Origin of the sequence: Xanthocytophaga flava (assembly GCF_030068545.1) — a bacterium.
GTDB lineage: Bacteria > Bacteroidota > Bacteroidia > Cytophagales > 172606-1 > Xanthocytophaga > Xanthocytophaga flava.
This window is the reverse complement of the sequence record NZ_JASJOR010000010.1, coordinates 31,841-47,600: the sequence shown is the minus strand read 5'-3', so window position 1 is coordinate 47,600 and position 15,760 is coordinate 31,841. Positions and strand designations below refer to the sequence as shown.

10 protein-coding genes are annotated in these 15,760 nt (G+C 37.3%); 5 read left to right on the top strand and 5 right to left on the bottom strand.

The window, feature by feature from the left end; all coding sequences use genetic code 11:
- Nucleotides 1-39: 39 nt before the first annotated feature.
- A complete protein-coding gene (locus QNI15_RS15910; RefSeq protein WP_314032550.1) occupies nt 40-621 on the bottom strand; it encodes a hypothetical protein in 582 nt (193 codons plus the stop codon).
- Between the two features lie 68 nt (nt 622-689).
- Nucleotides 690-1,232 (bottom strand): RNA polymerase sigma factor, encoded by a 543-nt coding sequence (locus QNI15_RS15905; protein WP_313984033.1) that lies wholly within the window; start codon nt 1,230-1,232, stop codon nt 690-692.
- Nucleotides 1,233-1,429: 197 nt separating this feature from the next.
- Here QNI15_RS15905 and QNI15_RS15900 point away from each other — a divergent pair, with 197 nt between their 5' ends.
- A complete protein-coding gene (locus QNI15_RS15900; protein WP_314032549.1) occupies nt 1,430-2,314 on the top strand; it encodes a sugar phosphate isomerase/epimerase family protein in 885 nt (294 codons plus the stop codon).
- Between the two features lie 110 nt (nt 2,315-2,424).
- Here the strand turns inward: QNI15_RS15900 and QNI15_RS15895 are convergent, their stop codons facing one another.
- Both QNI15_RS15895 and QNI15_RS15890 read right to left on the bottom strand, forming a co-directional pair.
- Nucleotides 2,425-3,273, bottom strand: coding sequence for a sugar phosphate isomerase/epimerase family protein (locus tag QNI15_RS15895; RefSeq protein ID WP_314032548.1), 849 nt, complete (start codon nt 3,271-3,273; stop codon nt 2,425-2,427).
- A 48-nt stretch (nt 3,274-3,321) separates the two neighbouring features.
- A complete protein-coding gene (locus QNI15_RS15890; RefSeq protein WP_313997167.1) occupies nt 3,322-4,122 on the bottom strand; it encodes a lysophospholipid acyltransferase family protein in 801 nt (266 codons plus the stop codon).
- Between the two features lie 334 nt (nt 4,123-4,456).
- Between QNI15_RS15890 and QNI15_RS15885 the strand changes: the two genes are divergently transcribed.
- Nucleotides 4,457-5,683, top strand: a complete 1,227-nt coding sequence (locus QNI15_RS15885; protein ID WP_314032546.1) for a 3-phosphoshikimate 1-carboxyvinyltransferase — start codon at nt 4,457-4,459, stop codon at nt 5,681-5,683.
- A gap of 115 nt (nt 5,684-5,798) precedes the next feature.
- Here the strand turns inward: QNI15_RS15885 and QNI15_RS15880 are convergent, their stop codons facing one another.
- Nucleotides 5,799-7,079 carry a sugar MFS transporter gene (locus tag QNI15_RS15880; RefSeq protein ID WP_314032544.1) on the bottom strand — a complete coding sequence of 427 codons (1,281 nt, stop codon included), beginning with the start codon at nt 7,077-7,079 and terminating at the stop codon, nt 5,799-5,801.
- A 262-nt stretch (nt 7,080-7,341) separates the two neighbouring features.
- On the opposite strand from QNI15_RS15880, the gene QNI15_RS15875 reads away from it, so the two are divergent.
- From QNI15_RS15875 to QNI15_RS15865, 3 genes are all read left to right on the top strand, one after another.
- A complete protein-coding gene (locus QNI15_RS15875; protein ID WP_314032543.1) occupies nt 7,342-10,665 on the top strand; it encodes a VCBS repeat-containing protein in 3,324 nt (1,107 codons plus the stop codon).
- Entirely contained in the window at nt 10,662-11,981 is a 1,320-nt protein-coding gene (locus tag QNI15_RS15870; protein ID WP_314032541.1) for a vanadium-dependent haloperoxidase, read from the top strand. The genes QNI15_RS15875 and QNI15_RS15870 overlap by 4 nt, the downstream gene beginning before the upstream one ends.
- Before the next feature lie 697 nt (nt 11,982-12,678).
- Nucleotides 12,679-15,756, top strand: a complete 3,078-nt coding sequence (locus tag QNI15_RS15865) for a SusC/RagA family TonB-linked outer membrane protein (protein ID WP_314032539.1) — start codon at nt 12,679-12,681, stop codon at nt 15,754-15,756.
- Nucleotides 15,757-15,760: the final 4 nt, after the last annotated feature.

Genomic DNA, 15,760 nt, shown 5'->3' with positions numbered 1-15,760 from the left:
TTGGCGCCTTGAATCTAAGCCTTCCAGCATCTGTGGTAATTATATACTGAGTGATTTGGGTTCTTTTCTTTGATTTTTATTTACACGCTGAAGTGTTTCAATCTGCTGCCTGATTATTTCTACCCGTAGTTGAAGATTTTTAACCATCGCTGCTATAATGCGATCTTTATTAGGTTCTGTTACCAGTTCTTTTTTTAGATTTTTATAGGTTGAATCAAGTACAACCAGATCCTCATTGAAATCATCCTTTAGACCTAGAGCCTCTACTTCTTTAGGATCAAGTAATGCTTTCTCTTCATTAATCAAACTTGTATAATAAGCCTCTGCCTGAGCTAATTCAGGACTAATTTGGGTTACGTTTGGATTTGCTGTCGCTACTCTGCCTTCTGGTGTGCCTCCTGCCGAATATCTGCCTAGTTGAAAGACACCATAACCCATTATAAATACTATGATTGCTGCAGCGGCATAGCGCATCATAGGTGTTTGAAACCACAACAGCCGTATCGATTTTTTTTCCTTTTCATTTAGTTTTTGTTCTATTCCTTTCCACAAATCAGAATCAGGCTCGAATGTGTCAAATTCCTGCCGGTTGTTTCTGATAAATTGCTCTAGCTTACTCATAGAATTATTATTTATAAGGGTATTTCTTGTTTACTCTTCTCTTTTAGAATGAATTAAGATCTCTATGTTTATTTTTTTATTAGTTGCATTAATTTTTGTTTCGCTCTGCTATATTGTGATTTAGAAGTTGATTCGCTAATATTCAGAATTTCTGCGATCTCTTGATGGTCATAGCCTTCCAGTAAGTACAAAGACAATACCACTCTGTAGCCTTCTGGTAATAATTGTATAGCATTACGAATTGTATCAATTTGAAAGTTCATCTCTTCTTCGTCCCCTGAATCATTTGTTTCTTCAAAATCATGTTCTTCAATTGATGACCATTGAACCCGTCTTTTACGAAGTACAGCTAAAGCCTGATTGATTACAATTTTCTTTAACCAGCTTCCGAATGTCGAATCTCCTTTAAAATTTGTTATATGCTGAAAGGCATTTAGAAATGCTTCCTGTAATGCATCTTCTGCTTCTGCATAGTTATTAGTGATCCGTATGGCAACATTAAACATTGCCTTAGAGTATAGCTTATACACCTCATACTGAGCCTTTCGGTCACCGAGACGACACCGTTCAATAATCGGCTGATGAATATCATAGAAAACTTGCGCTTCCAAGTAGTCAGTATACGTGTTAGGTTTAGAGTAAGGTCTTGGATATAGAGTCTTTGACTATTCTATAAGAATCTATATGCTTCATTGTAATTACTTTCATCCAAAAGAGTAATAAAAGAAAATAAAGGTTGCATGGAGGTGAAAAAAAAATCTATATTTCTTTCGAATTGAATAATAACCTGATAAAATAGTAATTACATATGAGGAAATATCTATTGACTGTATTATTGGTTTTCTCTGTTCTGAGTTTTTCAGTGGCGCAGAATACTGGAAAGAGTTTAAAAATGCAATTCTTTTGTCCTAAGTGGGGTGCTGAGTCGTTGTCATGGGAGGATTTTTGTAAAAAAGTAAAAGATGCAGGATATGATGGGGTAGAAGCACCTTTTCCTGCAGAGGAAACAGAACGTAAAAAAGCTATGGATGCATTGAAGAAGTATGAACTGTTGTATGTTGGGATGATCTTTTACAATCCTGCTCCACAAGCACATCTGAAAGATTATGAACAACAGATTCGTACAGTGGCAACCATGAAGCCTGTTTTTATCAATAGTCACACAGGAAAAGACTTTACTGCATTTGAACAGAATAAAGCTGTGATTGATGTTGCAGATAGAGTATCAAAAGAAATTGGAATCAAAATTATTCATGAAACACATCGTGGTAGATTTAGCTATGCGGCTAATGTTACAAAAAACTACTTGGATAAAATACCTTCACTAAGGCTAACACTGGATATCTCTCACTGGTGTGCTGTCCATGAATCTTATCTGGATGATCAGTCTGATGCCATACAAACTGTTTTAGAACGTACAGATCATATTCATTCTCGTGTAGGACATCCGGAAGGACCACAGGTTTCAGACCCTCGTGCCCCCGAATGGAAAGTGGCACTAGACAAGCATCTCGCCTGGTGGGACAAAGTGGTGGCTTTACACAAGCAAAAAGGCACACCGCTTACAGTTACTACAGAGTTTGGACCTCCAGGGTATTTACCAACCTTACCATTTACTAATCAGCCTGTTACCAGCCAATGGGATGTAAATGTATATATGATGCAATTGTTGAAACAACGTTACCAATGTTGAAACAACGTTACCAATAAAATATCTTTTAAAACAAATACCCTCCTCATTATAGCTAATTACCTAGCAACATGTGGAGGGTATTGTAAAAGCTTTATAAAGCTATCTGATAGTTAGAACATTGGCTTAAGGAAGGCAATACTATGAGGAACTTGTTCTAACGAACGAGGTGACTCATCTTCAATATAGAAATGTTTGATGCCAATCTGACGAGCTTGTTTGATGATATCTGCAATGTTCAGATCTCCTTCTCCCAGAGTCATATCATTGTCGACATCCATTGTACCGAACTGATTTCCTGCGGTTCCTTTTTTACGATCCTTTACATGCATGGCTTTCCAACGGGTAGGATATTTTTTCATCCAGGCTACAGGATTATGACCAGGGTGTTGTGTCCATAAAATATCCATTTCAAAATTTACATAGGAAGGATTGGTTCGGGTAATTATTTCGTCCATCAGATAATGATCTTTGTACGAACGAAATTCATATCCATGATTATGATACAGTAACGATAATCCATTTGCTGCCAGAGTTTTTCCTGCTTCGTTGAAGACTTTTACCGCTTTTTCAACATCCTGAATAGTAAAGTCAGTACCATTATGTGGTATCCAGGCACACATAACTGTTTTTGCACCCAGTATTTTTGCCTCACTAATTACAGTTTTTAATTTTTCAGGATCTGCAAGCTGATCAAAACCTGCACCTGTTCCGGTAGGTTTGATTCCATATTCGTCCAGTATAGCTTTAAAAGATTTGGCATCCATACCATAATAACCAGCTACTTCACAATAGGTAATTCCCATATCCTTTACTTTCTGCATAGTGCCTTTTACATCTTTAGCAAACTGCTCCCGAAAGCTATATAATTGTACACCCACTGGTGACTGAGCTTGGGTTAAACTGCTAACTGTTAGGAATACCATAAAAAGTGCAACTATAAAACTTAGAGATTTGTGCATGAGACTGTTAAATAAGGAGTTAGTAGATTGTATATTTAAGTAATGATATTATTTCATCCATTTCATTTTTTCAACGGGCACTTCTTGTTCTATCAATTGACGAATGTGCTCGACAATATCTTCTACAGATAAAGAGGGATCAAATTGTACAGGCTCTTTGAACCGAACAGATAACTGAGTATTTGTTTTTCGGAATATTAGTCCCTTTTTATCAAATGCCCTGCGAAATCCATTGATAACCACTGGTACTACAATTGGATTAAATTCTTTGATCATATGCGCTGTGCCTTTACGAATAGGAGCATAGGGACTGGTAGTTCCCTGTGGAAAGCTTACAACCCATCCTTCCTGTAATGCTTTGCCAATCCGATCCTGTCCACTTGTGTCTACATCTCGTTTCACCTCTTTGCCATTGGCCCGCCATGATCTTTCGACAGTGACCGCACCTGCAAGGCTTAGTAGTTTGGGTATAATTCCTTTATTCATTGTCTCATTAGCTGCTACATAGTAGCTCTTTACCCGTGGTGATAACAAATAAATAGGAACTTTGATATGATCTTTAAATCCCCATTTGACACTTGAAAAGATATGATAGAAGGCAATTACATCCGCAAAATACGTTTGATGGTTCGACAGAAAAAGGACATTATGTTCTGGTAAGTCCTGAAGGTATTCTGTTCCTTCAATATGCATTTTATTAATCACTGCGTAACGCCAGTAAGTGGCTGCGCCTACAGCAGAAATCAATGTGCGTTTAAGAATTGTAAAATTTCCAAGTTCATCTCTGTCAAATAGGCCGAAAACATCGAGTTGATTTACTATATTTTTAGGACTAAGTTTAAGCTCCATAAGTTTGCAAAAATGTAATTATAGGGATAGAAACCTCCTTTGAAGTTGTAAAGTACAGAGTAATCTGGTTTTTATACAAATTATTTGATTTTTTATTTGGTGAGATAAAAAATCTACATTTTGAGGAGTTTTTTAAGGGTTCTCTTCCAACCTACAACCGGATTGTGTAAACTTGCAGAAAAATAAGCCTTATCAACAAGCTGATTACAGATCGTATACAGATCTTCCATTCTGTTATACCAGAAAGCAGAAATCACTGAGTACATGGATTTGTTATATCCTTTTCATGTGCTCCGGATAAATAGATTTATTCTTCAATTTAATTTTAATTGACTTGGATTTCATTCGTTTACATCATCCTACCGGAAAGATTAACACAACTATTCAATTGGCATCTTCCAAAAGTGAAAGCAACCGATCACTGGTTATTAATGCACTAAGTGGAGGTAAAGGTACGTTAACTAATTTGTCTGAAGCTCGGGATACACAAACTATGCAACGCCTTCTTGCCAGTAATGACCAGATATGGGATGTACTGGATGCCGGAACGACGATGCGCTTTCTGACAGCCTATGCTACCATTACCAATCAGGATAAGATCATGACAGGCACTGCTCGTATGTGTGAACGACCTATCGGACTGCTTGTAGATGCTTTAAGGGTTTTAGGTGCTACGATTGACTATGTAAAACAGGAAGGGTATCCACCTATTCATATCAAAGGCTTTCAGTTTTCAGGAAAATCCCATATTCAGATAAGAGGAGATGTGAGTAGCCAGTATATCTCTGCCTTGCTTATGATTGCTCCATTATTACCTGAAGGGTTACAATTGGAACTGACTGGTGTGATAGGCTCTCGACCCTATATAGAAATGACATTAAGTCAGATGGAAGCTTTTGGTGTATATCATGAGTGGAATGGAAATATCATTCGTGTAAAACCTCAAACCTATCAGCCTACTAGCTATCAGGTAGAGTCAGATTGGTCTGGAGCAAGCTATTGGTATAGCATTGTGGCTTTGGCAGAAGAAGCAGAAATTGAATTGTTGGGTTTGAAAGAAAATTCGTTGCAGGGAGACAGCCGTATTGCTGAAATAATGGTGCCACTAGGCGTAGCTTCTACCTTTACAGAAAGAGGTGTGCTTTTGAAGAAGGTAACTGCCAAGCCTGCTATCGCAGTTGATTTTTCGGATTGCCCGGACCTGGCACAAACGGTAGCTGTTTGTTGTGCAGCTAAAGGCATTGAAGCTGAATTTACAGGTATCGAGAGTTTAAAGATCAAAGAAACAGATCGGGTAAAAGCTATTCAAAACGAACTGGGAAAATTTAATGGTGAATTAATTGAAGTCGAAACCAACCATACATATAAAATCCCTAAGCCAGTTTTACTGGATAATCATACACCTGTGCGCATACATACCTACGATGATCATCGAATGGCTATGGCATTTGCACCCTTAGCTCTACAACGGGAAACGGTTATAGAACATCCCAATGTGGTAGTAAAATCCTACCCAGGATTTTGGGATGATTTGCGAAAAGCAGGTTTCGTAATCTCTTAAGTCTTTTCAATGCCTCTGATTTTATCAGGGGCATTTTTATTTCTGGTTAGAATATCAGAAATAAAAAAAGGTGCAGGTAAATTACCTACACCTTTTTGATTGGTTCCATTTTTAATTACCAACTTTTTTTCTTGTGACCTGCCAATGCATAGTAGAGAATGAACAAATAGCAGGGGATAACAAGCCAATAGGCTTGTTGTGCGTTGAGTTTATCTGTAAGCTGACCGTATAATAGTGGAAGTATTGCACCTCCTGCTATACCCATTACCAGAATGGAAGAGCCTAACGCTGTAAAAGATCCTAATTTGTTGAGTGCTAAAGGCCATATAGCCGGCCATATCAAAGCATTTGCAAGTCCCAAACCCGCTAATAAGTAAATAGATAGATCTCCCCTGGTAAAAAGAGCTCCAATGGCAAAGATTAATCCAGAAACGGCTGAGATAACAAGTGCCTTGTTTTGAGTGAGATATTTAGGGATAAGCAAAATCCCGGCGATGTATCCAATTACCATTCCACCTAAAGGATATGCGGGAAGTTTACTGGCTTCAGATAATTTATATCCCCAGAATTGTCCATAACCCGCAATTGTATCTCCTGCAATTACTTCCACACCTACATATAAGAACAATGCAATGAATCCTAATACCAGATTAGGGAAAGACAATACAGAAGAACGTGTACTTGTGGTTTCTGTTGCTTTGTCTTCAGTATCATCGGATTGACTTACTTCTGGCAAATGGCTAAAATATACCATCATAGCCAAGCCTACCAATGCGGCTGCCATAATAGAATAAGGAACAATAACCCGTTGGGCTAACTCATCCAGTTGTGCGGCTTTGGCTGCTTCGCTTAATGTTTTTATTTGTGCTTCCAGTTTGTCTGTATCTTTCATAAAGATACTTCCCAGAAGGAGAGGACTTAGTGTACCTGCCAGCTTATTACAGATACCCATAATACTGATACGTTGTGCGGCACTTTCGATAGGACCCAGTACTGTAATATAGGGATTGGATGCTGTTTGTAAGATGGCAAGGCCGCTACCAACAATAAACAGACCTAGCAAAAAGACACTGTAAGTACGTGTAAGTGCAGCGGGAATAAAGACCAGCATACCAATGCACATAACTAATAATCCCAGAATCATTCCTTTCTTGAAACCTGTTTTTTGTAAAACCCATCCGGATGGTAAAGCCATTACAAAGTAGGAAATGTAAAAGGCAAATGTGACAAGATAGGACTCAGAAGTATTTAACTCACAAGCTAACTTCAAGTATGGAATCAGGACACTATTTGTCCAGGTGATGAAGCCGAATAAGAAAAACAGAACGCCAATGATAGCTAATGGCAATGCATAGTTTTGCTTGGTCTTTGATTGTACAGGGGCTACTGTTTGCATTGGCGGAGAAAATAATAGAGATGGTGAAACAAAATAATTCTTCGGGTGTATAACAAATATAGTTTTGGCTTCCTGCTTCAAATATAAAAAAATATTTTTTTATATAGCCTTTCTAGAGAAATAAATATTTGAAAGTATGCATTTGAAAATATTTATTTTAACTTTCTGTTCCGAAGCCTATAAGAGTATAAACCATACTCAATTTTACTTACACACATCACCGCTATTATACGAGCTGATTGAGCTGAATTCTGACTTACCTATGATTAGAAAAACTACAAATGCATTTTTCCGAAAACGCTTACCCATTACGTTGTTGTTTTGTCTTTGCTATGTAATACAAAGTTTTGCGCAAAACACTAAACTCTTTGAAGCAGTATCTGCACAGGAAACAGGTATTAGCTTTAAGAATACAATTACTGAAAGCCGTACGGAAAATGCCCTGACTTATGAAAATCTCTATAATGGAGGAGGCGTTGCTATTGGTGACATTAACAATGATGGCTTAGATGATATTTACTTTATCTCTAATATGCAGTTGAATAAACTGTATCTGAATCTTGGAAACCTGAAGTTTAAGGATATTACAGACAAAGCGAAGGTGGGAGGGAGAAAAGGATGGAAATCAGGTGTAACTATGATCGATATCAATGGAGATGGTTTATTGGATATCTACGTTTGTTATTCAGGTAAGAAGAACCCGGAAGAGCGGAGGAATCAACTCTTTATAAACAAAGGTGATCTGACATTTGAAGAAAAGGCATCAGCCTATAAACTGGATGATCCTGGATACTCAACACAAGGTGCTTTTTTTGATTATGATAAAGATGGCGATCTGGATATGTTTCTTCTGAATACCAATGTACAGGTGATACGTCAGTTAGAATTTGAACAAGCTCAAAAAACAACTCACCCGTATGCCGGAGATAAATTGTTGAGAAATGACAATGGAGTTTTTACAGATGTAACACTTCCTGCTGGTATCAAATCGAATGCTTTAGGTTTTGGTTTAGGAATTGCAGTTTCTGATATTAATAAAGATGGTTGGTTGGATATGTATGTGTCAAACGACTATATAGAGCCTGACTATCTTTATATTAATAATGGAGACGGAACATTTACTGATAAACTCACAGAATATATTCATCATATATCCTATTTCTCTATGGGATCTAATGTGAGTGATATTAATAATGATGGCTGGCCAGATATTTTTACATTGGATATGCTTCCTGAGGATAATAAACGGCAAAAGTTGTTATACGGACCTGAAAACTATGAGCAATATGGATTGATGGTCCGACAAGGGTTCTATCATCAGAATATGCGAAATATGTTGCAGTTAAATAATGGCAACGGCACTTTTAGTGAGATAGGTCAGCTGGCTGGCATATCCAATACTGATTGGAGCTGGGCACCTTTGTTTGCAGACTATGATAATGATGGCTGGAAAGATTTATTTGTCACCAATGGGTATTTCAGAGATTATACAAATCGTGACTTCCTGAAGTACAAAGGAGATTTTTACTTTCAAAAAGCAGTAGCCAAAGAAAAGGTCGATACATTTGAACTGGTTCAGTCCATGTCTTCCACTCCGTTACACAATTATATCTTCAAGAATGAGCAGAACCTTCGGTTTTCAGATAAAAGTGAAGAATGGGGATTTGATGTAAAGAACTTTTCCAATGGGGCAGCCTATGCAGACCTGGATAATGATGGCGATCTGGATCTGGTAGTGAATAATCAGAATGAGGTAGCCTCTATTTATAGAAACCGTTCTGTAGAGAATGGATCACAAAGCAGATACCTGAAAATAAAATTGAAAGGTGCTGGATTAAACACACAGGCTTTAGGAAGTAAAATATCTGTATATGTAGGCAAAGACCTGCAATACTTTGAACAGATGCCTACCCGAGGATATCAGTCATCGGTAAGTCCAGTAATTCATGTGGGGGTAGGAGCAGCACAGCTTGTAGATTCAATTCGGATAGAGTGGCCTAGAGGAGGAGTAGAGTTACTAAAAGCTGTAAAGACAAATGATGTACTGGTAATTGAAGAAAAAAATCAGTCCAATATACGTGCTACACTTTCTTCAGTGAAGCCAGTATTTTCAAAAATCACATCCTTTATTCCCTATAAACATGAAGAATATGATATAAATGATTTCAAACGTCAACCATTATTGATGACTATGTTGTCACCCTGTGGTCCGGTTATGGCGACTGCTGATGTAAATGGGGATGGACTTATGGATGTATATGTTGGAGGAGGAAAAGAGCATCCTGGAAAATTATATTTACAGACAAAGAAAGGAGGATTTATAGAGTCTACTGGGTTAGTGTTAAAAGATGATGCTGAAAGTACAGATGCTGACGCTTTATTTCTGGATGTAGATAGAGATGGAGATCAGGATTTGTTTATTGCCAGTGGTGGATATCATGATTATGAATCTTCTTCCAGTGTATTAACAGATCGCTTATATCTAAATAATGGTAGTGGTAAATTTTATCGGGCTGTGAATGCTTTGCCAGAGCTTAAGGTGAGTAAGTCTTGTGTACGGGCAGTTGACTTTGATAAAGATGGAGATTTAGATTTGTTTGTAGGTGGACGGGTTATTCCTGGAAAATATCCTCAGGCCCCTTCCAGCTTTATTCTACTGAATGATGGTAGAGGTGTCTTTTCGGATCAAACATCAGTTATTTTAGCTGGTTTACAGAATATAGGTATGATTACTGATGCTGTTTGGATGGATCTGGATAAAGATCAGTGGCCAGATCTGGTTTTATCAGGAGAGTGTATGCCAATTCGTGTATTCGGTAATAAAAATGGAAAAATGTTGGAAGAGGCTACAAGTCAGTATTTTACACATGCTGAAAGTGGGATATGGAGTCGAATGGTAGCCGCTGATTTTGATAAAGATGGCGATTTGGATTTGATTATTGGAAATTTTGGCTTAAATAGCCAGCTACATGCCTCGGATAAAGAACCCATCACGCTCACATATAAGGACTTTGACAATAATGGTTCTTTAGAATCCATCCTAATTGCCTATGTACAAGGAAAGCCCTATCCATTTGTGAGTAGAGATGAGTTATTAGATCAAATGTACAGTATGCGTAGAAAATTTACCAATTATGCTTCCTATGCTGATGCACAGATTACAGACATCTTTTCTTCTGAAGATCTCAAAAGTGCTAATACGCTGTCTGTAAATACTTTGGAAACTATCTATCTGGAAAATAAAGATGGTAAGCTGATCAAACATTCCTTACCTGTTGAAGCTCAGTTTAGTCCAGTATATGCTATCCATGTACTAGACTACAATAGGGATGGAAATCTGGATTTTGTTTTGGCTGGAAATCAAAGTGCTATTCGTATTAGATTGGGAATGATTGATGCAAACTACGGTCAATTATTTATGGGAGATGGAAAAGGAAATTTTGCATACATCAATCAAATCCAATCAGGATTAAATATAAAGGGAGATGTAAAAGCAACAAAAGCTATTCAATTAGGTGGTATAACCTATCTCCTTGTTGGTATCAATAATGCAGAAGTGGAAATTTATCAATTAAGTAAACCATGAGTAAAAGTATTACCACTATTATTTGTATTTTAAGTATAGTTCATTTTGTATCTGCACAGAAGAAAGTATCTAACGAGTGGCTTATCAGTGATCTTACAGAGAATGTATTTCATCTGTCTGAAGTAATGCTACATGATGTGGCAAGTCCTCCTGCTGCCAGTCGTTTTTATGCCTACTCGCTTTTAGGAGCTTATGAAGTTGTAGCTGAAAGCAATAATACGTTTCCTGATATCTCACAGCAATTTCATACTAAACCAAAGTTTACCCTGCCTTCAAAGCCTGCAGATTTATACCTGCCTTTTTGTGCGAACTATGCTATGCTGGAAGTAGGGCGTAACATTATGCCCTCAGGTTTTCAACTGGAAGCGAAACAAAAAGAGTTGATCGCCAAATACCAGAAAAAACTTAAGTTCAGCCAAACACAGATTAATTCCAATAAAACCTATGCAGAGGCAGTTGCTATGCAGGTACTGGCATATGCCAAAAGTGACGGATATAATAAACTAAGTACCTACAAACGATATACGCCCAATAAAGAAGATGGACATTGGTATCCGACGCCACCAGAATACATGGCTCCGGTTGAACCTTACTGGCCTACAGTCAGATCCTTTTTTATAGATTCCAGTAAACATTATTTTAATCCTGCTCGTCCTGCTTCCTTTTCAAAAGAGCCACAAAGTTCTTTTTATACCTTGATGAAGGAAGTGTATGATGTAACTAAAACTATGACACCTGAACAAAAGCAGATTGCTGCTTTCTGGGATTGCAATCCTTTTGCTGTGAGTTATTCCGGACATATGGCTATTGGATTAAAAAAAATATCACCAGGAGGACATTGGATGGGTATTACTGGAATTGTCTGTAAACAGAAGCAGGTACCAGTGGACTCTGCTATCTTAATACATACTATGGTTGCGCTGACACTGCATGATGCTTTTATCTGTTGTTGGAAAGAAAAATATACTAGTGATCGTATCCGACCTGAAACGGCTATTAATAAATACATAGATCCTGCATGGAGACCTATGTTGCAAACACCTCCATTTCCTGAGTACACCAGTGGTCATAGTGTGGTGTCTGCTGCTAGTGCAGAGATACTTTCTTATTTTATTGGAGACTCATTTAGATTTACTGACACTTCTGAAGAGTATTTTGGTTTGCCTCCACGTAATTTCACTTCCTTTCGTCATGCCTCATCTGAAGCTGGAATCTCCCGCATATATGGCGGAATACATTTTCGGGATTCCATTGAAGAGGGACAAAAACAAGGGAATAAGATTGGAAAGTTTGTTTTAAGTAAATTAGTTCATTAGGCGAATATAGGATTGTATTTGCTGGAGTAGGTATACTTCTACCTATAGTATCAGGATCTGTAAATAGGTTATTTTGTTGTCTTTAAACATTTTATGTATTTTGATAGTTAAAGTTTAAAAGTAAAGTTTTGTAGTTGATATACAATGATTTATATTGTATACCCAATCTATTCTCTCATAGCCATGTTATTTCATAAAATGACACCCCTTAGGGACTAGGCTATCTGCTTTGTATATGGTTCTGTTTCTAATACTAAATCTTTGGTAAAAGATAGTAGAAATAGCATAATTCGAATCCAGCTTCTTTCTTACATCCATTTAAAAACATTCACAAAATCACTTCTTAGCAGTTTTAAGTATATTCTGCTTTTGGTGGAGCTTCATTTTTTAGTATTTCTGTTTTGCATAGAAAGTCTGCTGTAAAATTTTAGTTTGTATTTTTTTGTTAGTACGAAATAAAAATTATTTTTGTATTTCTGTAAGTATTAGTAATTTTTTTATATATGATATAATTCTTAGCTAGGATTGGATTTAATTTGTTTTAAAAATTTGCAATATCTTACTTTTACTTGTACCAGTTATGTTAAATCAATAAATAAAAATTTTCAATCTAAACATTAAAGAATGAAGCAAAATTTGTCCTTTTCCTATTTTCTTTATCCTAAATCCCTTCATTAAACACAAATCGAACAGCCCTATGAAGAAAAGTACCTACTCTTTTAGTTTTGTTTTTCTCTTTTTTCTCTGCTGCCAGTTTGTCTGGGCTCAGCAGACGATTAAAGGAAAAATTACAAGTGATACCAAAGAGCCACTACCAGGTGTGAGTGTGGTAGTTAAAGGTACCACTAATGGTGTAAGCAGTGACGCAAATGGTAATTATACTATACAGGCGGATGGTAGTGGTACATTAGTATTTTCATTTATTGGATATGCTACAGAAGAAATTGCTATTGGTAATCGCACTACAATAGATTTACAAATGGTGCCTGATGTAAAAGCATTGGGAGAAGTAGTTGTAACAGCCCTAGGTGTATCAAAAGAAGCACGTACAGTTGGCTATGCAGTTACAACTATAAATGGAGATCTGATGACCAAAGCCAGAGAGACAAATGTTGGTAATTCACTGGCAGGTCGGATTGCTGGTGTGAACGTAAAGGGAACTAGTGGTGGTCCAGGTGGAACTGCTAAGATTCTGATGCGTGGTATGCCAAGTATGAACTCTGGAGGATCTCCATTGATTGTTATTAATGGTGTACCAATGGATAACACACAAAGAGGTAGTGCTGGTGAGTGGGGTGGTGCTGATGGAGGCGATGGACTTGGAAACCTCAACCCTGATGATATTGAGACTATGACTGTATTGAAAGGTCAGTCTGCGTCAGCTTTGTATGGTGCCAGAGCCTCAAATGGTGTAATCCTAATTACTACTAAGAAAGGTAAAAAAGGAGACTTTGCTGTTGAATATAATATGAACTATTCAGCTGATCAAGCTTTGAATTATACTGATTTTCAGTATGAATATGGACAAGGGGTATTTGGAAATAAACCTACTACTGTTGCAAACGCCAAATCTTCTACCAGAATGAGTTGGGGTGCTAAACTGGATGGGTCTATGGTTATGCAGTTTGATGGCAAGCAATATGCTTATTCTGCGCAAAAAAATAATATCAAAAATTTCTATAGAACTGGCTCTAACTTCACCAATAGTGTATCTGTTACAAGAGGGGGTGATAATGGTTCATTCCGAGTATCTGCTGCCAACCTGGATAGTAAGGCTATTTTACCTAACAGCGGTTTAAGCAGAAAAACTATCAATGTAACAGTTGATCAGAATATTGCTCCTAAGCTGAGTCTCAGTGTAATGGCAAATTATATTGATGAGAAAGTGAGTAATAAACCAATCTTGAGTGATGGTCCATTGAACGGTAATAATGGTATGTTCCTGGCAACTAATATTGATGAGCGTATTTTAGAGCCAGGATTTGATCCGATTTCAGGTCGGGAAGTTGAATTTACAGATGATAATTATGTCACTAATCCATATTTTGTGACAAATAAGTTTGTAAATGATGTAACTCGTAAGCGTTTGATTTCCATGATGTCTGTTAAATACCAATTTGCTGATTGGATTTATGCTCAGGCTCGGGTGGGTTATGATAATGCAAATGACCATATCTTCAAAGTAGCTCCTTGGGGGACTGCCTATACAGCAGATACAAAAGGTAGCCTTGATGAATTATCAAATGCACAACGTACAGAATTAAACGTGGATGGTTTAATTGGTATCAATAAAAACATAACTCCTGATTTCTCTTTTGGGGCTTTACTTGGAGGGAATATTCGTCGTAATCAATATGAATGGGTGAAAATTGGTGGTGGCCCATTTGTATTACCTTATTTATACAGCTGGAGCAACGTAGCTAATTATAACCGTGATTATCAATTTTGGAAAACAGAGGTACAATCTGCATACTATAACATTGATTTAGGATACAAAGGATTCCTGAACATAAGTACTACTGGACGTTATGATACTTATTCTACTTTACCAAGTTCAAATCGTAGTATCTTTACTCCTTCTGTTACGGGAGCATTTGTATTTGGTGATTTAGTAAAAATACCTAAATTGGATTTCGGTAAGTTCAGAGCTTCTTATGCAGTGACAAGTGGCGAACCTGCTACTGCTTATGGTACGGACTTCTATTATAAAGTAGAAAATTCTATTAATGGTGTTCCTGCAGGGAGCTTTCTTATGACATTTCCTAATACAAAGCTAAAACCATTTACAAAAAATGAATTTGAACTAGGTTTGGAAATGAAGTTCTTCAGTGGACGCTTTGGATTGGATGTGGCTTGGTTTACTCAAAAAACTAAGAATGAAATTATGCCAACTAATTATAGCCCTGCAAGTGGTTATACAGATGGTTTTGTGGGTACAGGTTCAACTCAGAACAGAGGATTGGAACTACAAATTACTGGCACTCCTGTTAAAAAGGAAAAATTTGCCTGGAATGTGTCCTTTAACCTGACTTCAGTAAAAAATAAGATCCTCCACACAGATGAAGGCAACACCGCAAGACCTTTGGGACAAAACCGTGCTACACTGGGAAATGCAATCACTGCATTTGTTCCTGGCTTAGCTGGACCACAAATCAGAGCATATGATTATAAATATAACAGCGATGGCCAGATTATAGTAGATGCATCTGGTCTGCCAGTGCAAGGTGAAATGAAAAACTATGGTACAGTTCTCCCTACTTTATATGGTGGTTTGAACAACGAATTTACCTACTCCAATTTTAACCTTGCTTTCCTGATTGACTATAACTATGGTAACAGCATATTATCTGCTACAGAAAATTATGCTTACCGAAGAGGCTTACACAAAGCCACATTGGTAGGTCGTGAAACTGGTATTACAACTGGTGTTTTAGAAGGTGGGGCTGCGAATACAAAAACTGCAACTGCTCAGGATTACTACACTGCTGTGGCAAATAACATAACAAAAATTAGTGTAGTAGATGGGGATTTTATTAAACTTCGCCAAATCACATTGGGATACACTTTACCTTCAAAGTTGGTTGAGAAATGGCCTTTAGTTCGTACAGTAAATATTTCATTGGTAGCACGAAATCTGTTCTATCTAATGAGAAGAGCATCTGATATAGATCCTGAAGCAACATTTGGTGCAAATCTTCAGTATGCAGGTATCGAAGGAACCAGTCTTCCAACTGCACGTACTTATGGTGTAAATTTGAACATAAAGTTTAAATAAAATT

Bases quoted from the DNA above. Each gene is read 5' to 3' on its own strand.
- QNI15_RS15910 (WP_314032550.1), bottom strand. From the start codon at position 621: ATGAGTAAGCTAGAGCAATTTATCAGAAACAACCGGCAGGAATTTGAC.
- QNI15_RS15900 (WP_314032549.1), top strand. From the start codon at position 1,430: ATGAGGAAATATCTATTGACTGTATTATTGGTTTTCTCTGTTCTGAGT.
- QNI15_RS15895 (WP_314032548.1), bottom strand. From the start codon at position 3,273: ATGCACAAATCTCTAAGTTTTATAGTTGCACTTTTTATGGTATTCCTA.
- QNI15_RS15890 (WP_313997167.1), bottom strand. From the start codon at position 4,122: ATGGAGCTTAAACTTAGTCCTAAAAATATAGTAAATCAACTCGATGTT.
- QNI15_RS15880 (WP_314032544.1), bottom strand. From the start codon at position 7,079: ATGCAAACAGTAGCCCCTGTACAATCAAAGACCAAGCAAAACTATGCA.
- QNI15_RS15875 (WP_314032543.1), top strand. From the start codon at position 7,342: ATGATTAGAAAAACTACAAATGCATTTTTCCGAAAACGCTTACCCATT.
- QNI15_RS15870 (WP_314032541.1), top strand. From the start codon at position 10,662: ATGAGTAAAAGTATTACCACTATTATTTGTATTTTAAGTATAGTTCAT.
- QNI15_RS15865 (WP_314032539.1), top strand. From the start codon at position 12,679: ATGAAGAAAAGTACCTACTCTTTTAGTTTTGTTTTTCTCTTTTTTCTC.